This window comes from Streptomyces sp. NPDC110618 (genome assembly GCF_055657065.1).
Genome location: NZ_JBVKBN010000025.1, coordinates 1 through 18265 on the forward strand (window position 1 = coordinate 1; position 18265 = coordinate 18265).

The following is an 18265-nucleotide window of genomic DNA, read 5'->3' on the forward strand; positions in this document are numbered from 1 at the left end:
CTGAGCCATCGGAGGCAGCCAGCATGAAAACCATCCCTGCCCCACCCGCGCAGTCCCAGAGTCGCGAACTCACGGGATGCACTCAAGAAGGTAGGACCGCATGACTCCCCAGCCCACCGGACGCCTCGTCCCCACCACTACCGGCCACGACCTGATCATCGCCCGCACCTACAAGGCCTCCGCCGACGACGTCTGGGCGAGTGTCACCGAGCCGGAGCGCACCGCCCGTTGGTTCGGCCCCTGGCGCGGCCAGGGGGCACCGGGTAACACCATCGAGGTACAGATGCTGTTCGAGGAGTCGGAGCCCTGGTGTCCGATGCGGATCGAGGCGTGCGAACCACCGAGCCGACTCGCCCTCGCCATGGAGGACGACGGCGGCCAGTGGTCCATGGAGCTGCTGCTGACCGAGACCGACGGCACCACCGAACTCCGCCTGGTGCAGCACCTCACCTCCACGGAGCAGGTCGGGGAGATCGGCCCCGGCTGGGAGTACTACCTGGACATGCTCACCGCCGCGCGCACCGGCGGCCCCCGGCCCGACTTCGAGGACTACTACCCCGCGCAGAAGGAGTACTTCGAATCCCTGGCCTGAGCCCGGCCAAGTCCCGGTCCGACCGGACTGTCAGTGCCGCGACGGCGAACCACATCGTGAACTGTCTGGCCCGCACGGGCTCGCACGCGGCGCCCGCCTTGCCCTTGCTCCGCGAAGCCCTGGCCCGGCCCCCGCGCGGCGGCAGGTTCCAGAACATCGAGCACGACGAGGAACTCCAGCGGGTCAGCGGTACGTTGATCAACCGGCTCGACCCTTCGGCGTCGGGCTGAGCCGGGGTCCCGGAACGGGGCCGCGGTCAGAGCGCGGACGTAACCGAGCACGAGGTCGCGCGCAGCCGAAACCCGTTCCATACAGCGTCTCAGTCCTCCGCGGGTACGACGCGAGTCACATTGCCCTTCAGGTCGGCGTCCAAGTAGCCGGTGGTGTATTCGTCGCCCAGGTACACGGCCAGTCCCAGAGGGGTGTCGAACGTTTCCGAGGCCGCGCGGACCAGGACGTATCGCGAAGTCGGGTTGTCGACATTGAGGTCCTTCTCCGCTCTCTTCAGGAGGGCGGGGACGACGTCCCAGTCGAAGTCGTCGAAGTTGAACGGCCGGTTGCCGGGGAAGATCGTGCTGCTGATGATGCCCTTCTCGACGCCACGACCGAGCCGGTACGTGTAGCTGTCGTACTTGGTGTCACTGCCCTCGACCATGAGTTGCACGTTCACGTAGTCGGGATAGACCGTGAGGTCTCCCGCACGGTTACGGCCGGTCTCCTCCTCGATCGCCGCCAGTGCCGTGCGGATGCCGTCCGGCGTGAGCAGTCCGTTCTTCGTGTCGACCTTGTCGGCCGAAGCGGAGCGGCTCGCGTCGGGCTTGGCCGGGGACGTCGGGGACGATCCCGACGCCGTGGGGGAGGAGGACTTGCGCGCGTCGGGCGTGGACGTCCCGGGTGAGCCTGCCGACGAGTCGTCGGCCTTGCCGTTGTCGTCGGGGAGGAAGTTCCACACCAGCGTTCCGACCAGCAGCACGCCCGCGACGGATGAGGCGACCGCGAGTCCGCGCTTCCCCCGCCCGCCGGGTCGCGGTGCCGTGGGTCGAACGGTCGTTGTCCCCGGACTCGGCGTCCAGCCGCCCGGGGTGACGGTCTGCGGGGGCGGCCCGAAACCGGTCGGCGGCGGCCCGAAACCGGCAGGCGTCACCGGTGCGGAGGGGCCGGTCGGCGGGGCCACGGGGTACGAGGTCGCCGAGTGCGCCACCTGCGGGCCGGTGGCCTCGGCGGCAGCCGTGAGCATCCGGTCCACCGTCTCGGCGTCCGGCCGCCGCGCCGGGTCCTTGACGAGCATGGCGTTGAGGAAGGGCGTAAGCGGCCCCGACCGCTGAGGCGGCGGCAGCTCCTCGCTGAGCAGCGCCGCCAGCGTCGCCAGAGTGGTCCCCCTGCGCAGCGGGTGGTGCCCCTCGACGGCGACGTACAGCATCATCGCCAGCGACCACAGGTCTGAACCCGGGCCGCCCTCCCCGCCGGAGATGCGTTCGGGCGCCATGTAGTCGGGCGTGCCGATGAGGGAGCCGGTCGCGGTCAGGACCGTGGACTCCCTGATCGCCGCGATGCCGAAGTCGGTCAGGACGGGCCGCCCGTCGGGGCGCAGGAGCACGTTGGCGGGCTTCACATCGCGGTGCTGGATACCGACGTCGTGCGCGGCGCGCAGCGCGGCCAGCACCTCGCGGCCGATGCGGGCCGCCTCGACGGGCGTCAAAGGGCCCTGTTCGAGGCGGTCCTGGAGGGATCCCCCGGTGACCAGTTCCATGACGATCCAGGGGTAGGCATGGTCCCCGCCGTCGATGACGTGGTGGATGGTCACCACATTGGGATGGTCGACCCGGGCCAGCGCCCTGGCCTCGCGCAGCACGCGGGCCCGGAGCGCGGCCGCCGCCTGCGGATCGTATTCGGCCAGCCCCGGATCCGAAGGCCGGACCTCCTTGAGCGCCACCGCCCGGTCCAGGACCAGGTCGCGCGCCCGCCACACCATGCCCATACCGCCGCCACCGAGCCGCGCCTCCAGCTCGAAGCGCCCGTCGATGACCCGTCTGCCGGATACCCCGTCGTTCATGGCGAGGAGCCTACGAGACGCCGGTGACAGACGCTCGGGTGAGGTGGCTCCCACGTCTCCCTGGAGGGCCACAGGGAGGGGTACCCGGCACCCCCGCCCGCCAATTGGTCCAGACCTGACTGGTCTAAACCCTTGACTGGTACAGACCAAAGCGGTTGAGTGGGCTGGCACAACCCCCCACCACGGCCGCCCCCACGCCGTGTCCGGTCCACCGGTGCGTGCGGTGCGGGCTCGCTGCGTCCTGCCCCCAGGGAGCGGCCGTGCCCCGCAAAGGAGTTGATTCAGTGTCGAGACGTCGTGTCTCCGCCGTCGTGGCCGTCCTCGCCCTCGCCGGCGCCGCCCCGGTGCTGCTCCCCGCCACGAACGCCGCCGCCGCGGCGTGCTCCAGCTACCCCGGCTGGAGGGCCGGCCAGTGGTACAACGCCGGTGACATCGTTCGCTACACCGACGGCAAGGCGTACATAGCCGAGCACGCCAACCCGGGTTACGACCCGACCATCAGCACCTGGTACTGGGAGCCGTACGCCTGCGACAGCGGGCCGGGCAACCCCGACGCGCGCTTCGTCGTGTCGGAGGCGCAGTTCAACCAGATGTTCCCGAACCGGAACCCCTTCTACACCTACAGCGGCCTCACCGCGGCGCTGAGCGCCTACCCCGGTTTCGCCAACACCGGCAGCGACACGGTGAAGAAGCAGGAGGCCGCCGCCTTCCTGGCCAACGTCAGCCACGAGACCGGCGGACTGGTCCACGTGGTGGAGCAGAACCAGGCCAACTACCCGCACTACTGCGACTGGAGCCAGCCCTACGGCTGTCCCGCCGGACAGGCCGCCTACTACGGCCGCGGCCCGATCCAGCTGTCCTGGAACTTCAACTACAAGGCCGCGGGCGACGCGCTCGGCATCGACCTGCTCAACAACCCCTGGCTGGTGCAGAACGACGCGGCCGTCGCCTGGAAGACGGCCCTGTGGTACTGGAACACCCAGACCGGCCCCGGCTCCATGACCCCCCACAACGCCATGGTCAACGGCGCCGGATTCGGCCAGACCATCCGCTCCATCAACGGCTCCCTGGAGTGCGACGGGAAGAACCCGGCGCAGGTGCAGAGCCGCGTGAACACCTACCAGCGGTTCACGCAGATCCTCGGTGTGTCCCCCGGCGGCAACCTGTACTGCTGACGGCGGACCCCGAGCACGGCGGCACGTGGAGTGTCATGCCCCTGACCGGCAGGTAGGCATCCCGCGTGCCGCCACCCACGGTGCGCGCCGCCCCCGTTGCACGGCGGGGGTCAGCGGCCCGCGCGCCGTGCCCGGACGCTCAGCGCGGCAACGGAGACCAGGAACCAGAAGGCACCGAAGGCCGAGTACCCGGCGACGGTGGACAGCCCGCTCGTCGCCGAGCCGGACGTGCCCGCGATGACGGCCCCGGCGAGCACGGACTGCCCGCCGCTGACGATCATGGGCCACTGGGCGCCGACGGTCCGGCGGCGCCGGAGCGCCACGGCGAGCTGCACGGCCCCGGCGAGCAGGGCCCAGACGCCGAACACGAGCAGGGCCGCCCCGACGGTGGAGAAGGCGGCCACGGCCATCCCGGCCGCGGTGGCGAGCCCGAGCCCCACATTCACGGCGCCGACACGGTCCAGGGAGCCGGTCCCGGCCAGCCGTGGCTCCAGGAGCGTGGCCACGGCGTCCCACAACGGGTAGACGACGAGCAGCACGCCCGCGATCGCCGTGACCCCGTCCGCCGACTCCAGCGAGGCGGACGTGGTGAGCACGAGTGCCACCCAGACGAGGGAGAACGCCACTCGGACGAGGTGGAGTGAGCGGAGCCCGGAGGACGTCGTACCGGCAGTGGGCGCGGCTGTCGGATGTGCGGCAGCGGTCTGAGTCATCGCATGTCCCATGGTGATCGTTTCGGTGTGAGACGGTCGCCTCGGTCAGGAGTCTCATCGGCCGGGGACGGGGCCGCGTACTACGTTCGAAGTACGTCGTCGCCGCAGGTCTGGACGAGAATCGGGCCATGGTCAAGGCACAGAACAGTCCCGACGGGCCCGCGTCCCCGCTGTGGGTCCGCCGCCCCGAGGCGCTGAACCTCGCCGCCTACGCGGTGGCGGTGCTGGTGTTCACCGGCCAGATCGTGGCCGTGGTCCTGCGCGGCTCCGACTGGCCCACCGCGCTCTCCGTGCTCCTCGCCGGCGGCGGTGTCGCCCTGTCGTGGTGGCGGCCGTGGGCGGGACTGCTCGTGGCGAGCGCGGCGTCCTTCGCCGTCACGGCGGTGGGCCACGACCCGCTGTCGGTGTGGATGATGGCGGTGCTCGTCCTGTTCTCGGCCACGCTCAGGGGCAAGCAGCCGGTGGTCGCGACCGCCCTGGTCGCCGCGTTCTTCCTCGGAGCGTTCATGACCCTGGGCGGATTCCGCGGTGGCGCGGTCACGGGCGCCGCCGCGCTGTTCTCGGCCGTCGCGGGAGGCGCGACCGGGGCCGCCCTGCGCATCCACCGCGAGCACTGGCTCATCCTGGAGGAACGCGCCGAGACCGCCCTCGCCACCCGCGAGATCGAAGCCACCCGCCGGGTGACCGAGGAGCGGCTCCGCATCGCCCGGGACCTGCACGACGTCATCGGCCACCAGGTCGCCCTGCTGAGCATGCACCTCGGCGCCGCGGAGATCGGTCTGCCCGAGGACGCCGACGACTCCCGGCAGGCCCTCGTCTCGGCGCGCTCCAGCGCCCGCACCGTCGTGGTCGAGACACAGCGGATCCTGGAGCTCCTGCGACTCAGGGACACCGTCACCGACGACGAGGCCCTACGGCCCACCCCCGCTCTCAGCGGCCTGGAAGCCCTGGTCGCCTCCTTCGAGAGCATCGGCCTCGACGTACGGCCCACGATCGACCTCCCCGCCGGGTTCGTGGAGCCGAGCGTCGGCGTGACGGTCTACCGGATCGTCCAGGAAGCGCTCACGAACGCCCACCGGCACGGCGAGGGACCGGCGACGGTGGAGGTGCGCGAGTACGGGGGAAGGATCCGCGTCACCGTGGAGAACCGTGTCGCCGGCGCGTCCCCGGACTCCGGCCCGGGCTCCGGCCTCGGACTGCTGGGGATGCGCGAGCGCGTCGAGTCCTCGCACGGGCGGCTGACGATCGACACGCACGACGGGCACTTCCGGGTCCGTGCGGAGTTCAGCCGCCTGGGAGCGGCCGTATGACGCCACGGACCAGGATCCTGATCGTCGACGACGAGCCCGAGATTCGGGCCGGTATCCGGACGATGCTCCGCCTCGACCCCGGCCTGGCGGTCGTGGGCGACCTCTCCGACGGCCTCCAGGTCGCCCCTTTCCTCCGCGAACACCCCGCCGACCTGGTCCTCATGGACATCCGCATGCCCGGCATCGACGGCGTCGAGGCCACCCGCCGGATCCGCGAGGAGCACCCGCCGGAGAAGCTGCGGGTGATCGTGCTGACCACCTTCGACCAGGACGAGATCGTTCTCGGCGCCCTGCGCGCGGGCGCCAACGGCTTCCTGAGCAAGACCGTGAGCCCCGCCGAACTCGTCGCCGGAATCGCCGAGGTCATGGACGGAGGCGGCACCCTCTCGGCCGCCGCGACGGCCGCGCTCATCGGCCACGTGGCGGACAGCCGGACCCCGGTCGTCGACCGCGAACTCCTGCGCCGCTTCGACGCCCTGACCCCCAGGGAGCGGGACGTGGTCGTCCTCGTCGCGAGCGGACTCGGCAACGACGAGATCGCGGCCCGGATGTCGGTGTCGCCGTTCACCGTGAAGACCCACGCGGTACGCGCCATGACCAAGGTCGGCGCACGCGACCGCGCCCAACTGGTCTCGTTCGCCTTCCGCGCCGGGCTCTACCCCTGAACTCCCGCACCGCGAGGCGGTCATGAGCGCGCCGGTCGGGGCAGCCGGGCATTGTCAGTGGCCGGTGGCAGGATTACCGCATGGCTTTCGTACGGACCACTCCACCGCGGCCGGTCGACGTGCCCGCGGTCTTTCCAGAACTCGCACCGCTCGCGCGCCCCGCGATCCGCCTGCACCCCCGCCCCGGGGAACCCACGGTCAAGGACAGTTCCGTAGGGGGACCCCTGCTGTGGCCGTCGGACGAGCCGTGGCCGCACTGCGAAGGCCCCCACGTGGACGCCGGGTTCCGCAGGCCGCCGACCGAAGTGCGGATGGAGAGGCGCAGACGGGCACGGCTGCACCGTGATCCCGAAGGCCCCGCGTACACGCCAGAGGAAGCGGCGATCAAGGAACAGGCCACCGCGAGGCTCCAAGAGCGACTCGACGCCGGACTTCCACAGCCCGCGGACAGCCCGGTCCCCCTGCTGCCCGTCGCCCAACTGTACGTACGCGACATACCGCTGCTGCGTCCGCCCGGCCAGGCGGACCTGCTCCAGATCCTCTGGTGCGCCTACGACCACGAACCGAACTACAAGCCCGCGACAGCCCTGTTCTGGCGCTCCACCGCCGAGGTCGTCGACATCCTCGAAACACCGCCGCAACCGTACGAGGCGGAGTACGACGGCTACGTTCCCCAGCCGTGCGTGCCGGCCCCGGAAGCCATCACCGAATACCCCAACAGCCTCGATCTCAGCCCGGAGTTGAGCCAGGCGGTGGGGGACTGGAGCAGATGGCAGGCGGCCGGCACGGCCGTGCACGACTCGTACGCGGAATACCCGGCGGAGTTCTACGACGACGAACTGGCCGATGCTCCGGGCTGGAAGGTCGGCGGCTGGCCTCCGTGGGGCCGCACCGACCCGCACCCGTGCTACTGCGCCGTGTGCGAGGCACGCATGGTTCCGCTGCTGACCATCGCGTCCTTCGAATGGGACGGCGGGACACGGGGCTGGGCGCCGTACGAGGACCGAGCCGCCGCTTACGCGCCCGGCCACCCGGCTGGTCTGGACCCGGCCCAGCCGACCGGAGTCGAGGTCGGCAGCACGGACAACATGCAGCTCTACGTCTGCCCGGCATCGCCGGAGCATCCGCATACCGACCTGATCCAGTGAGCCATCGCTGAACCGACGAGGGGCCTGCCTCCTCCGTACGACCGGAGGAGGCGAGCACCTCCCGGGAGTTGCTGCGCGTGACGGACGAGACTCCGCCGTTCCCTGACGTGTGAGCGGACATCACGCGGACACGAACGGCTCCGACAGGTGCGGTGTCGCCAGGTGCAGCGTGGTGGCGGTGACCGGGTCGAGCAGGCGCTGCCTTGAGAGCCTGGCCGTCTCGGCATCGACCTCGTGCGCGTAGGCGAGTTGGGGATGGAGGAGCTGGAGGGCGTGGACGAGGAGGTCGCCGGTGATCAGGGCCAGTTCCCGGCCGTCGCCGACCAGCACGCTCTGGTGGCCCGGTGTGTGGCCCGGCGTGGCGACCACCCGGCCCGTGCGCAGGGGCGTGTCGCCGTCCAGCAGCCGGAGTTGCCCGGTGGCTGAGAGCACGTCGGTCAGTGTCTCTCGAAGCTCCGGGTTGAGGGCGTTGAGCGCGTCGAGCTCGGCCCGCTGCAGCAGGTATTCGGCACGGGGGAAGTACGGGCGACGGCCACCACTGGTCCCGCCTGCCTCCGTCACCACCGCCCATCCGACGTGATCGGTGTGCAGATGCGTGAGCACCACCGTGTTGACGTCGCCCGGTTCGATCCCCGCCGCGGCCAGCGACTCGGGCAGGACGCCCGGCACAGGCGCCCACGCCGCGGCAGGACTGTCCGCGGGACCGATCCCGGCGTCCACGAGGGTGACGCCGTTGTCGTCGCGGATCGCGAACGCCCGGAACCGCAGCAACCAGCGTCCCTCGGCGTCCACGGCGCCGGGGTCGTAGGCATCGGCCTCCGCCCACTGGGCGGCGGTGGCCCCGGGAAACGCCTCGGCGCGCGGGGAGAAGAACGGGCCCTCGCCGTCGGGGAGGGCGATGATCTCGGTAGGGCCGATCCGGAGGCGGGGGAGGTTGGGTGACATGGCCGTGATCCTTCCACGGGCGGCGGGACCAAGGGCCTGTTCATGAAGGTGCGTTGCCGACCTGACAGGCCCACGGGGCCGACAGCGGCGACACGCCGTCGGCCCCGTGTCCCGGGGGGTCAGCAGCAGCGGCTCATGGGCTGTCCCTCCCGCTGCCTTGCCTGCTGCTCGTCGAACTCCCGCCGGGTGGGCGCCGGGAGATGGGGGTGCCGTTCCCGGTGGCGGGCGCAGTAACGCTCGTACTGCGCCTCACCGGTGAGCTCCCGCAGATACCAGCGCACGGTGCGCAGCATCCGTACGGCCCGCTTCCTCATGACCGTGTCCCCACCAGCGCCTCGTCGGAGGTCTCCGGCGCGTCGATGCGGGACTCGACGTACGGCACCTCCGAGGTCGGCAGCGGTTCCGGCGTACGGACCGCGCGGACGCACACCACCGCGCAGTTGACCAGGACGATGAGGACCAGCAGGAGGAAGATCGCCATGAGCACACCGTCGACGGTGTTGTTGGTGACGATGGTGTGCATGTCGTCCATGTTCGTGGCGCCGGGCAGCAGTTCGCCCTCGTCGATGGCCTGGGCGTACTTGTCGCGGAGGGCGAAGAAGCCGATCTTCGGGTCGTCGGAGAAGATCTTCTGCCAGCCCGCGGTGAAGGTGACGGCCACGTCCCAGGCGAGCGGAACGCCCGTCACCCAGGCCCAGCGCAGCTTGCCGTGCTTGATCAGGACCGTGGTGGTGATGGCCAGGGCGACCGCGGCCAGCAGCTGGTTGGCGATGCCGAACAGCGGGAAGAGCTGCTTGATCCCGCCGAGCGGGTCGGTGACCCCGGCGTAGAGGAAGTAGCCCCACGCGCCGACGACCAGGCCACTGGTGATCCAGATGCCGGGCTTCCAGGTGACGCGGCCGATGGGCTTCCAGACGTTGCCGAGCATGTCCTGGAGCATGAAGCGGCCCACGCGGGTACCGGCGTCGACCGTGGTGAGGATGAACAGCGCCTCGAACATGATCGCGAAGTGGTACCAGAACGCCTTCATCCCGGCGCCGCCGAACACTCCGGCGAAGATCTCCGACATACCCACGGCCAGGGTCGGCGCACCGCCGGAGCGGCCCACCAGAGTCTCCTCCTCCACCGCCTTGGCGGCGGCGGTGAGCTGCTCGGGGGTGATGGTGAAGCCGATGTTCTTGACCGCTTCCGCGGCGGTGTCCACGGTCGGGCCGAGCAGGGCGGCGGGGGCGTTCATGGCGTAGAAGAGGCCGGGTTCGAGCACGCAGGCCGCGATCAGCGCCATGACGGCGACGAAGGACTCCGTGAGCATGGAGCCGTAGCCGATCAGCCGGACCTGGGACTCCTTCTGGATCAGCTTCGGGGTCGTGCCGGAGGAGACCAGGGCGTGGAAGCCGGACAGGGCGCCGCAGGCGATGGTGATGAACAGGAAGGGGAACAGGGAGCCGGAGAAGACGGGGCCTTCGCCGTTGGAGGCGAAGTCGGTGACCGACTCGGCCTTGAGGTTCGGGGCGGCGACGATCACACCGATCGCCATGAGCGCGATGGTGCCGACCTTCATGAAGGTGGAGAGGTAGTCACGGGGTGCCAGCAGCATCCACACCGGCAGGACGGAGGCGACGAAGCCGTAGCCGATCAGACAGAAGACCAGGGTCTCCGGGCTCCAGATGAAGTGCTCGGCGAGGGAGGAGTCCTGGACCCAGCCGCCGCCGACGATGGCGAGCAGCAGCAGGGCCACGCCGATGAGGCTGGTCTCCACGACCTGGCCGGGGCGCAGGTAGCGCAGGTAGAAGCCCATGAAGAGGGCGATGGGGATGGTCATGGTGACCGAGAAGGTGCCCCACGCGGACTCGGCGAGCGCGTTGACGACGACCATCGCGAGCACCGCGAGCAGGATGATCATGATCGCGAAGACACCGAGCAGCGCGGCGGCTCCGCCCACCTTGCCGATCTCGTCGCGGGCCATCTGGCCGAGGCTCTTGCCGTCGCGGCGCATGGAGAGGAACAGGACGATCATGTCCTGGACCGCACCGGCGAAGATCACGCCCGCGATGATCCAGATCGTGCCCGGCAGATAGCCCATCTGCGCGGCCAGGACCGGACCGACCAGCGGACCGGCGCCGGCGATCGCCGCGAAGTGGTGACCGAAGAGCACCCGCTTGTCGGTGGGGTGGAAGTCGACGCCGTCCTCCAGCCGCTCGGCGGGCGTGGCGCGGGTGTCGTCCACCTCCAGGACGCGGCGCGCGATGAACCGCGAGTAGAAGCGGTAGGCGATGGCGTACGACCCGAGCGCGGCCACGACCAGCCAGACGGCCGAGATCTCCTCTCCCCGGGACAGGGCGAGTACGGCCCAGGCGATCGCTCCGACGAGTGCGACGGCGACCCAGATGGCGACGGACCTGGGTGACATCCGTGAGGTGCCTGGAGCCTTGCCGCCGGAAGCGGGCGGGGCTGATGTGGGCATGACGACTCCCGATCTCAAAAGGTGAGCAACGAGGTGAATCAGTACGGGGAAGTGCGGCTCAGCGATGTCGGTGCGTCAGTACGTACGCGGCCAGCAGACACAGGCAGCACCCCGGTACCCAGGCGAGCTGGTACCAGTAGAAGAAGGGCGTGCCCGCCAGCCGCGGATCGGCACCGGCGTACAGCGGAACCCCCAGCAGACCGGCAGCGGGTGCCAGCAGCAGAGCGGGCACGGCGACGCGCCGTAGCCGGGTGTCACCCCTGCGTGCCATGACCTGCCCTCCCCTCCCGTCAGCTGTGGGTTTGTGCAAGAGTTGCCGACCGACCGGAGACGGTTGACAGCGTATGTCGAGAAAATGTCGAGAAAATTTCCCGCCGTCTCCTGTCCTCCGAACGAGGGACTCGCGCAACTGCGTGAGTGAGGGCACTTGCACACCAAGGACGGTGAACCATGGCGGACGGCGCCATGACGACGACGTTCCTCGCCGTGATCGGCGGAGCGTCGCTGCTCGCCGTCACCGCCCGCCGCCTGCGCCCGAGCGACCGCCTGCCCTCACTGGAGGGCTGGGCGCTCGCCGACCGCAGCCTCGGCCCCGTCTGGACCTGGCTGCTGCTCGGCGGCACGATCTTCACCGCGTACACCTTCGCCGCCGTCCCCGGCCTCGCCTACGGCAACGGCGCGCCGGCCTTCTTCGCCGTGCCGTACACGGTGATCGTCTGCCCGCTGGCCTTCGTCCTGCTCGCCCGCCTGTGGACCGTGGCGAACCGGCACGGCTACGTCACGGCCGCCGACTTCGTACGCGGCCGGTACGGCTCCCCGCCGCTCGCCCTGGTGGTCGCACTCACCGGCATCCTCGCGACCATGCCGTACCTCGCGCTGCAACTGCTCGGCATACGGGCCGTACTGGCGGCGGGCGGCCTGTACCCGGGCGGCGCGACCGGCGACGCGCTGATGGTGGCCCTCTTCGCGGGCCTGGCCATCGCCACCTACCGGCACGGACTGCGCGCCCCGACCGTCATCTCCGCCCTCAAGGCCGTCGCCGTGTTCGTCTCGCTGACCGCGGTGACCTGGCTGGTCCTCGACCGCCTCGGCGGCCCCGGCCCCGTGTTCGACGGCGCCGCCGAACGCCTCGGCGGCCCGGCCCTCCTCCTCACCCCCGAACAGCAGCCCGCCTACGCCACCCTCGCCCTCGGCTCCGCCCTCGCCCTGCTGATGTACCCGCACGTCCTGACCGCGGGCTTCGCCGCCGACGGCCCGGAGACCCTGCGCAAGGTCTCGGTGGCCCTGCCCGCCTGGACCGGACTGCTCGCCCTCTTCGGCTTCCTCGGCATCGCCGCCCTCGCGACCGGCGTCCAGGCCCCGGAGGGCGGCGCCGAGGCCGCCGTACCCATGCTGGTGGACCGCCTGATGCCGTCCCCGCTGGCGGGCCTCGTCTTCGGCGCGATCACCGTAGGAGCACTGGTCCCCGCGGCGGTGATGTCGATCGCGGCCGCCACCAGCTTCGTACGCAATGTGTACGTCGAGTACGTCCATCCCACGGCCACGCCCAAGCGCCAGGTACGGGTCGCCAAGCTGGTCTCCCTCACCGCGAAGGTCGGCGCGGTGGCGTTCGTGTTCGGACTGCGCGACCAGGACGCGATCAACCTCCAGCTCCTCGGCGGGGTCTGGATCCTGCAGATCTTCCCGGCCGTCGCCGTGGGCCTGTACACCGGCTGGCTGCACCCGCGGGCGCTGCTGGCCGGATGGGGTGTGGGCATGCTCGCGGGCACCGCCATGGTCGTACGGGGCGGGTTCTCCTCGATCGTGCCGCTCGGCTCCGGCCCCGAGATCTACGCCGGACTCGCCGCCCTGCTCCTCAACATGACCGTGGCTGTGGCCGGCACCTTCGTGCTGAGCCGCCTCGGCGTCCCGCGCGGCGCCGACCTGACCGACCTGCCGTCACGCCTGCTCGCCAGGCGGCACCCCGAGACGGGAGCCAGCAACTCATGAGACAGCACCTGAGACCCGAGCGCGGCACCGCGACCGCCGCCGTACCGCTCCCGCCCGCGGCGAGCGACCCGGCGGACGCCGACCGCGAGGCCGGCGTGGCCCGCCTGTTCGAGGTGCACTACTCGTCCATGCTGCGCCTGGCCGTCCTGCTCGGCGCCGACGACCCGGAGAACGTGGTCGCGGAGGCGTACTACCAGATCTACCGGAAGTGGCGGCGCCTGAAGGACACCGAGGCGGCGGAGGCCTACCTGCGCTCCACCGTCTGCAACCTGACCCGCATGCGGATACGCCACCTCCAGGTGGTCCGCAAGCACGTGGAGAAGCCCGGCGACGAACTCGTCGCGTCCGCCGAGAGCACGGCGATCCTCCGCGACGACCAGCGCGTACTGATGGACGCGCTCCAGCAGTTGCCCGCCCGCCAGCGCGAGGCGCTCGTCCTGCGCCACTGGCTCGGCCTGAAGGAGAGCGAGATCGCCGCCGCGATGGGCATCTCCTGCGGCTCCGTCAAGACCCACACCTCACGCGGCCTCGCCGCCCTGACCCAGGCGATGGAGGCCCGGCGATGAACAACACCGGTGCGGACCGCACGGAACAGGAACTCCGCGAGGCGCTCGCCGCCCTCGCCGACGGCGTCCAGGCCGCTCCCGACCCCGACGTCTACCGCACGGCACGCGGCGAGTGGCGCCGCCGCGAACGCCGCCGCCGACTCGTCCTCGCGGTCCTGATCGCGGTCGTCTTCACCCTGGCCACGCTGCTGGGCCTGTGGGTCCTGAACCAGGCCCCCGAGAAGCCGGGAGTGATCTTCTCGGGGAACGGGACGGTTGTGGGGATGTCCGTGGGGGTGCGGGCGGCCGGGGAAGGCTGACCGGCGCCGCGGCGTTGTCAGTGGGTTCTGCGAGGGTGTGCGTCGTGGACGAACTCGTGGAACGCGTGGACGCGGCAGACCGTGTGCTGGGGGTCGTGAGCCGACGGGAGGCCGTCAGGGAGGGCTGGCTGCACCGGATCGGCGTTGCGGTGTGCCGCGACGGGCACGGCCGCTACCTCGTCCACCGACGTGCCGGACAACTGTCCCGTTTCCCGGGCCATTACGAACTCGGGATCGGGGGAGCGGCGGCCGTCGGCGAATCCTACGAGCGGGCAGCCGAGCGAGAACTGGCCGAGGAGTTGGGGACGTCGGCGCGGGTGCGCTTCCGGTTCAAGTTCCTCAACCGGCGCGGGCTGAGCCCCCATTGGCTGGGCGTGTGCGATGCCGAGCTTTTGGGGGCCGGCACCCCCGACCCCGGTGAGGTGGCCTGGCACGGCTGGCTGACCGAGCTGGAGTTGCGCCGGGCTCTGCGGCGGTGGACCTTCACTCCGGACAGTCAGGAGATATTCGATCGGTATCTCCAGTGACCGTTCGATACAGTGCGGGCAAGTGAACTGCCGTGACGGCGGTGTTGGGCGCGGCCCTGGGCCACGACGGGCACCCCCCTACGTGTGCGGCAAGGAGCCGAGGTCCGGGCACGCCGGATTGTCGCCGCCGGACAGGGCGTGCCACTCTCCGAGGCACTGTCCCGCCCGGCCCGCTGACCCCCTGACGGATCGAACCCGCCCCCATGAACCGCCTGCTGCACCTCGACCGCACGCTCGACGACCTCGACCCGCCCCGCTGGGAGGAGCCGGACGCCTCGAACGCAACCCCCTTGGTACGCAGGGTGCACGCGCTGCGGCGGGCTCGGCTCGGGGAGCTCACACCGGCGGATCTGCGCACCCTCGTGTCCCAACAGGTCGGGCTGCCCTTCGTGCTCCCTCTCGCCGTGCGTGTGCTGCTCGAAGAGCCCATGCTCGACGCCTACTTCTACGAGGGCGACTTGCTGTTCGCCGTGGTGAACGCTCCGGCATCGGACTGGGCCCTCTTGCCGGACCTCGCAGACCAATTGCGGGACGTCATCAAGCATCTGCCGGAGCATGCGGCGGAAACGCTTCCACCCGGCGCCGCCGAGGAACTCGCTCGTTTTGCCAACTGGAGTTGAGCCACTTCGGGCTGTCGGGTCACAGCGTCCGCCCCAGGCGTGCGAGCGGGGAGGAAGCCATCGTCACCGGTGACAGCAGCATGCCCGCGGCCGTCACCAGGAGGCTGACGCGTAGTCCCCACTCCGCCGCGACAAGCCCCCCGAGCAGGGAGCCCAGCGGAGCCATCCCCATGCCCACGAACGAGATCGTCGCGGCCACGCGCCCCTGCATCCCGTCCGGAGTGACCGACTGCCGCACGCCCATGACCGTGACGTTCACCAACTGGCCCCCGATTCAGAACAGGAACGAGACCGCCACGAGCGCGGAAACCGTCACGGCGGAGGAGCCGTGCAGCACGGGCACGCACAGGAACACCCCGCCCCCGAGTGCTGCCGCGAGGATGAGCACTCGGCTGGATCCGAACCTGCTCGGCAGCCGGGCGGCCAGCAGCGAACCCACAACCGCACCCGGTCCGGTCGCCGCGAGTGCCAGGCCGACTGCCGTACCCGACAGACGCAATTCCCGTGGCAGGAAGAGCAGATAGACCGTCATCATGGCCGCGAAGGCGAACTGGAACGCGGCGGAGGCGAGGCACACCGCACGCAGCGTGGCGTCGGTGCCGGGACCACCTCGGCGCGACGCATCCGCCGGATCGAGAGGAAGGACAGCGCGAAGCACACCGCGCTGGAGCCCAAGCAGCTCCAGTACCGGCCGGACGTGATCGACGGGTGTCTCGCCGGCACCGGCCTGGCCCTCGTGGCACAGTCATCAGAAGCTGCCGAAGAAGCGATGCCACCAGGTGGGCCGCGGGACAAGCGCAGGCAGCTCGCTCGGCCCGTGGTAGTCGCACTCCAATAGCTCCTCGGGAACGATCGCGTACCCGAGGTCGGCCAGAGCGCGATTGACTTTGCCCAGGTCCGTGGCGTTCAACTCACCTTCGGCCTGTGCTTCTCCGGTGCCGATGAAGGCACCGGGGTTGTCCGCGCAGACCAGGGCCAGCAACCCGAACTTGCTCACGCAGACGACGATCCGGGTCCCGCACGCGGTCGCATCTGCGGGTATGGTGACGCGCCCGTACTCACTGGAGTCCTGTGCGTCCCGCTCGGTCGCGCATCGCGTGGCAAAGTCATCCTCAAGCCGGGACACCAGGTCTTCAAACAGCGCGCCGATCGCGCCGCGGTCGTAGTCCCGGGGCCACTCCAGCCACTCGGGATCATCGAGCTCGCGCAACAAGGCCACCAGATCCGCTTCACGCTCCGTCACGTGCACATCTTGACGGGACAGCGGCTGAGCTCGCCGGCCGCGAAAGGCAATTCCGTGTCGACGGCCCATCGTCCATGGCTTCACCTCCCTCAGGAGGAGGCCAATGTCAGACCCCTCGCCTAGGCTGGCGCACAGATTCGATCAAGGAGTGGGAATCGTGCGGATTGAGCGTCACCAGGTGGGCGAGGCGGCCGTGTCGGCGGCACGTGAGGACTTCGCCAATCGCATCGGACGTCTGGTGGGGTCCCTGTCGAGAGCGGGCCGGATGGCTGTGTACGAGTGGCAGTCCATCGCGGACGAATTCCTCGGCTACTTGGGTGCCCTGTCGGTTGAGACACCCGACCTCGACACCGCGGAGACCAAGGCCGTTCTCAAGGATGCCTCCGAAGCGGCGGCCGGTGCGGTCGCGTACGCCGCTTACCACCCGCACTGCAGTTTCCACGTCACCTTGGACTACGTGAACTTCGGCATGGGCTACGACCCGGGCTCGGACGCCCCGCCGGAGCGCGTCGCACCGGGGGAGTGGGTCGACGCGCTGTGCCTGACCGTCCTGCGGGACAAGGCGAAGTGGCACGGCGAGGCATTCCACTTCGCGCGGGAGAAGTTCGCCGAGAAGGCGCAGGGGACGCCGGTCGGGGAACTCGCCACGGCCTTGACGGCCGTCGTTTTGGACGACACCGGCGACGACGAGGAGTATCCGCCGAGTCCCCAGGCCAAGGTCGCCGCCGTCGACGCGGCCCTGGGCCGCATCCAAGCCCGCGCCCAGGAGACGGGCAAGCCCCTCCTGGACCACCCGGACAGCGTGGCCCTGCAGACAGTGCGGGCCTTGGCCGCCGAGGACCGCAAGAGCTTCGACGACGGACTGGCCGACCTCCTCAACCGGCACAGGACGCTGCACGGTTCCTCGGCCGACCCGCGCTATCTCCTGCCGTTGGTCCCCCTCGCCCTGGCCGCGCTCGCGTACCGGACGCTGGGCTGGGAGCCGGCCGTGCGCACCGAGTACCTGCCGCACGCGCTGGTCACCGGATTCGAGTCCCGCGGGCCGCGCGTAGGCGCGTTCGGCCGGAAACGGCGCCGCGACGCGGTCGCCGCGCTTGCGGCAGGCCCCGTTGTCGTGGAGCGCCCGGCCCGCGAGTGGCCTGAGAGCGAGGATCTCCACGCGCGGGACCAGAAGCGCGTCATGGAGGCGTTCACCTCCGCCGACGGCGAGCCGCTCAGCGTGGCAGAGCTGAGCCATGTCCTGACCCGCCAAGCCAATCTCTTCACCTGGCGGGCTGCGAACTCCCCGGACGTGACTGACGCCCAGCTCGGGCACCTTCGCCTGGGCTCCCAGGCCGCGGGCGCCCTGTTCCGGATCGCCATGGCGGAGCCCGGCACCGAGGTCGAGGTGACGATCGACGGCCGCGAGCTGCGCTACAAGGCCGAGCGGAACGACGCGGCAGGCGCCTACGCCTGGCACCTCGGTACGAACCTCGCCCTGATCACCGGCGTACGCGAGGACCTGGCGCCGCTGGTGCTCACCGGCCCCAACTTCACCGCCCCGGACGGTTCCGCGTTCACCCAGTACCGCCAAGCCCTGCACGCCTACCTGAAGGGCGACGACCCCGAGGGTGCCGCGGAGCGTGCGCTGCAGCAGGCGGAGCGGGCCAAGGACTGGGGCTTCGACATGCCGCCCGCCATGCTGCTGTCGCAGCTGGTGGAGGGCGACGAGGAGAGCTTCAACCTGGCCCTGCTGGACGCCCTGGAGGCTCACCGCGACTACTACAGCGTCGCCGACCGCATCGACGACGTGGACGGCTCCCTCGATCTCGACGTCCTCGCCCTGACCTGTCACGCCCGCCGACGGGGCTGGGACATACGAGTCGAGTCCCCGTACCTTCCGCCGAGTCTGCTGGCGGCCGCAGAGCGTATCTAGGCGGGCGGTGACGACCCGGGTCCCACGGGAAGGCGGAGGTC

19 protein-coding genes and 1 pseudogene are annotated in these 18265 nt (G+C 70.6%); 12 read left to right on the forward strand and 8 right to left on the reverse strand.

Going from position 1 to position 18265, the window contains the following annotated elements; all coding sequences use genetic code 11:
* Positions 1 to 100 precede the first annotated feature (100 nt).
* Both ACZ7L7_RS31745 and ACZ7L7_RS31750 read left to right on the forward strand, forming a co-directional pair.
* Positions 101 to 592, forward strand: a complete 492-nt coding sequence (locus tag ACZ7L7_RS31745; protein WP_285516309.1) for an SRPBCC family protein — start codon at positions 101 to 103, stop codon at positions 590 to 592.
* Between the two features lie 98 nt (positions 593 to 690).
* Entirely contained in the window at positions 691 to 822 is a 132-nt protein-coding gene (locus tag ACZ7L7_RS31750; protein WP_285516308.1) for a hypothetical protein, read from the forward strand.
* 89 nt (positions 823 to 911) lie between these two features.
* Here the strand turns inward: ACZ7L7_RS31750 and ACZ7L7_RS31755 are convergent, their stop codons facing one another.
* Positions 912 to 2645 (reverse strand): serine/threonine-protein kinase, encoded by a 1734-nt coding sequence (locus ACZ7L7_RS31755; protein WP_471431716.1) that lies wholly within the window; start codon positions 2643 to 2645, stop codon positions 912 to 914.
* A 284-nt stretch (positions 2646 to 2929) separates the two neighbouring features.
* Here ACZ7L7_RS31755 and ACZ7L7_RS31760 point away from each other — a divergent pair, with 284 nt between their 5' ends.
* The gene (locus ACZ7L7_RS31760; protein WP_471431714.1) at positions 2930 to 3820 is read left to right on the forward strand and encodes a glycoside hydrolase family 19 protein; all 891 of its coding nucleotides are present in this window, start codon (positions 2930 to 2932) and stop codon (positions 3818 to 3820) included.
* A 110-nt stretch (positions 3821 to 3930) separates the two neighbouring features.
* Here ACZ7L7_RS31760 and ACZ7L7_RS31765 read toward each other — a convergent pair whose 3' ends face one another.
* Positions 3931 to 4533, reverse strand: coding sequence for a DUF308 domain-containing protein (locus ACZ7L7_RS31765; protein WP_471431712.1), 603 nt, complete (start codon positions 4531 to 4533; stop codon positions 3931 to 3933).
* Between the two features lie 128 nt (positions 4534 to 4661).
* Between ACZ7L7_RS31765 and ACZ7L7_RS31770 the strand changes: the two genes are divergently transcribed.
* The 3 genes from ACZ7L7_RS31770 to ACZ7L7_RS31780 all read left to right on the forward strand — a co-directional run bounded on the left by ACZ7L7_RS31770 (position 4662) and on the right by ACZ7L7_RS31780 (position 7656).
* Positions 4662 to 5843: a sensor histidine kinase gene (locus ACZ7L7_RS31770; protein ID WP_472077741.1), complete on the forward strand. Its 1182-nt coding sequence runs from the start codon at positions 4662 to 4664 to the stop codon at positions 5841 to 5843.
* Positions 5840 to 6508, forward strand: a complete 669-nt coding sequence (locus ACZ7L7_RS31775; RefSeq protein ID WP_453600533.1) for a response regulator transcription factor — start codon at positions 5840 to 5842, stop codon at positions 6506 to 6508. Before ACZ7L7_RS31770 ends, ACZ7L7_RS31775 begins: the two co-directional genes overlap by 4 nt.
* An 80-nt stretch (positions 6509 to 6588) precedes the next feature.
* Positions 6589 to 7656, forward strand: a complete 1068-nt coding sequence (locus tag ACZ7L7_RS31780) for a hypothetical protein (protein ID WP_453600536.1) — start codon at positions 6589 to 6591, stop codon at positions 7654 to 7656.
* Positions 7657 to 7776: 120 nt separating this feature from the next.
* On the opposite strand, the gene ACZ7L7_RS31785 is transcribed toward ACZ7L7_RS31780, so the two are convergent.
* The 4 genes from ACZ7L7_RS31785 to ACZ7L7_RS31800 form a co-directional block, all read right to left on the reverse strand.
* Positions 7777 to 8601 (reverse strand): MBL fold metallo-hydrolase, encoded by an 825-nt coding sequence (locus tag ACZ7L7_RS31785; protein WP_472077742.1) that lies wholly within the window; start codon positions 8599 to 8601, stop codon positions 7777 to 7779.
* A 119-nt stretch (positions 8602 to 8720) separates the two neighbouring features.
* Complete coding sequence (locus tag ACZ7L7_RS31790; protein WP_472077743.1) at positions 8721 to 8915, reverse strand: CstA-like transporter-associated (seleno)protein; 195 nt, start codon at positions 8913 to 8915, stop codon at positions 8721 to 8723.
* Positions 8912 to 11065 (reverse strand): carbon starvation CstA family protein, encoded by a 2154-nt coding sequence (locus ACZ7L7_RS31795; RefSeq protein ID WP_453600544.1) that lies wholly within the window; start codon positions 11063 to 11065, stop codon positions 8912 to 8914. The genes ACZ7L7_RS31790 and ACZ7L7_RS31795 overlap by 4 nt, the downstream gene beginning before the upstream one ends.
* Positions 11066 to 11123: 58 nt before the next feature.
* Positions 11124 to 11336, reverse strand: coding sequence for a DUF3311 domain-containing protein (locus ACZ7L7_RS31800; RefSeq protein WP_285516298.1), 213 nt, complete (start codon positions 11334 to 11336; stop codon positions 11124 to 11126).
* A gap of 179 nt (positions 11337 to 11515) precedes the next feature.
* Between ACZ7L7_RS31800 and ACZ7L7_RS31805 the strand changes: the two genes are divergently transcribed.
* The 5 genes from ACZ7L7_RS31805 (at position 11516) to ACZ7L7_RS31825 (ending at position 15066) form a co-directional block, all read left to right on the forward strand.
* Complete coding sequence (locus tag ACZ7L7_RS31805; protein WP_285516297.1) at positions 11516 to 13054, forward strand: sodium:solute symporter family protein; 1539 nt, start codon at positions 11516 to 11518, stop codon at positions 13052 to 13054.
* Entirely contained in the window at positions 13051 to 13620 is a 570-nt protein-coding gene (locus ACZ7L7_RS31810) for a sigma-70 family RNA polymerase sigma factor (protein WP_285516296.1), read from the forward strand. Before ACZ7L7_RS31805 ends, ACZ7L7_RS31810 begins: the two co-directional genes overlap by 4 nt.
* Positions 13617 to 13919, forward strand: coding sequence for a hypothetical protein (locus ACZ7L7_RS31815; RefSeq protein ID WP_453600547.1), 303 nt, complete (start codon positions 13617 to 13619; stop codon positions 13917 to 13919). Before ACZ7L7_RS31810 ends, ACZ7L7_RS31815 begins: the two co-directional genes overlap by 4 nt.
* Before the next feature lie 44 nt (positions 13920 to 13963).
* The gene (locus ACZ7L7_RS31820) at positions 13964 to 14446 is read left to right on the forward strand and encodes an NUDIX domain-containing protein (protein WP_453600550.1); all 483 of its coding nucleotides are present in this window, start codon (positions 13964 to 13966) and stop codon (positions 14444 to 14446) included.
* A gap of 203 nt (positions 14447 to 14649) precedes the next feature.
* Positions 14650 to 15066, forward strand: coding sequence for a contact-dependent growth inhibition system immunity protein (locus ACZ7L7_RS31825; protein WP_471431701.1), 417 nt, complete (start codon positions 14650 to 14652; stop codon positions 15064 to 15066).
* 19 nt (positions 15067 to 15085) lie between these two features.
* Here the strand turns inward: ACZ7L7_RS31825 and ACZ7L7_RS31830 are convergent.
* Both ACZ7L7_RS31830 and ACZ7L7_RS31835 read right to left on the reverse strand, forming a co-directional pair.
* Positions 15086 to 15735: pseudogene (locus ACZ7L7_RS31830) on the reverse strand (MFS transporter); the annotation flags it as partial.
* A 79-nt stretch (positions 15736 to 15814) separates the two neighbouring features.
* Positions 15815 to 16309, reverse strand: a complete 495-nt coding sequence (locus ACZ7L7_RS31835) for a hypothetical protein (protein WP_472077744.1) — start codon at positions 16307 to 16309, stop codon at positions 15815 to 15817.
* A gap of 157 nt (positions 16310 to 16466) precedes the next feature.
* Between ACZ7L7_RS31835 and ACZ7L7_RS31840 the strand changes: the two genes are divergently transcribed.
* A complete protein-coding gene (locus tag ACZ7L7_RS31840) occupies positions 16467 to 18224 on the forward strand; it encodes an immunity 49 family protein (protein ID WP_472077745.1) in 1758 nt (585 codons plus the stop codon).
* Positions 18225 to 18265 lie beyond the last annotated feature (41 nt).

Bases quoted from the DNA above. Each gene is read 5' to 3' on its own strand.
- ACZ7L7_RS31785 (WP_472077742.1), bottom strand. From the start codon at position 8,601: ATGTCACCCAACCTCCCCCGCCTCCGGATCGGCCCTACCGAGATCATC.
- ACZ7L7_RS31800 (WP_285516298.1), bottom strand. From the start codon at position 11,336: ATGGCACGCAGGGGTGACACCCGGCTACGGCGCGTCGCCGTGCCCGCT.
- ACZ7L7_RS31755 (WP_471431716.1), bottom strand. From the start codon at position 2,645: ATGAACGACGGGGTATCCGGCAGACGGGTCATCGACGGGCGCTTCGAG.
- ACZ7L7_RS31745 (WP_285516309.1), top strand. From the start codon at position 101: ATGACTCCCCAGCCCACCGGACGCCTCGTCCCCACCACTACCGGCCAC.
- ACZ7L7_RS31770 (WP_472077741.1), top strand. From the start codon at position 4,662: ATGGTCAAGGCACAGAACAGTCCCGACGGGCCCGCGTCCCCGCTGTGG.
- ACZ7L7_RS31780 (WP_453600536.1), top strand. From the start codon at position 6,589: ATGGCTTTCGTACGGACCACTCCACCGCGGCCGGTCGACGTGCCCGCG.
- ACZ7L7_RS31805 (WP_285516297.1), top strand. From the start codon at position 11,516: ATGGCGGACGGCGCCATGACGACGACGTTCCTCGCCGTGATCGGCGGA.
- ACZ7L7_RS31795 (WP_453600544.1), bottom strand. From the start codon at position 11,065: ATGCCCACATCAGCCCCGCCCGCTTCCGGCGGCAAGGCTCCAGGCACC.
- ACZ7L7_RS31825 (WP_471431701.1), top strand. From the start codon at position 14,650: ATGAACCGCCTGCTGCACCTCGACCGCACGCTCGACGACCTCGACCCG.
- ACZ7L7_RS31775 (WP_453600533.1), top strand. From the start codon at position 5,840: ATGACGCCACGGACCAGGATCCTGATCGTCGACGACGAGCCCGAGATT.
- ACZ7L7_RS31810 (WP_285516296.1), top strand. From the start codon at position 13,051: ATGAGACAGCACCTGAGACCCGAGCGCGGCACCGCGACCGCCGCCGTA.
- ACZ7L7_RS31815 (WP_453600547.1), top strand. From the start codon at position 13,617: ATGAACAACACCGGTGCGGACCGCACGGAACAGGAACTCCGCGAGGCG.
- ACZ7L7_RS31765 (WP_471431712.1), bottom strand. From the start codon at position 4,533: ATGACTCAGACCGCTGCCGCACATCCGACAGCCGCGCCCACTGCCGGT.
- ACZ7L7_RS31790 (WP_472077743.1), bottom strand. From the start codon at position 8,915: ATGAGGAAGCGGGCCGTACGGATGCTGCGCACCGTGCGCTGGTATCTG.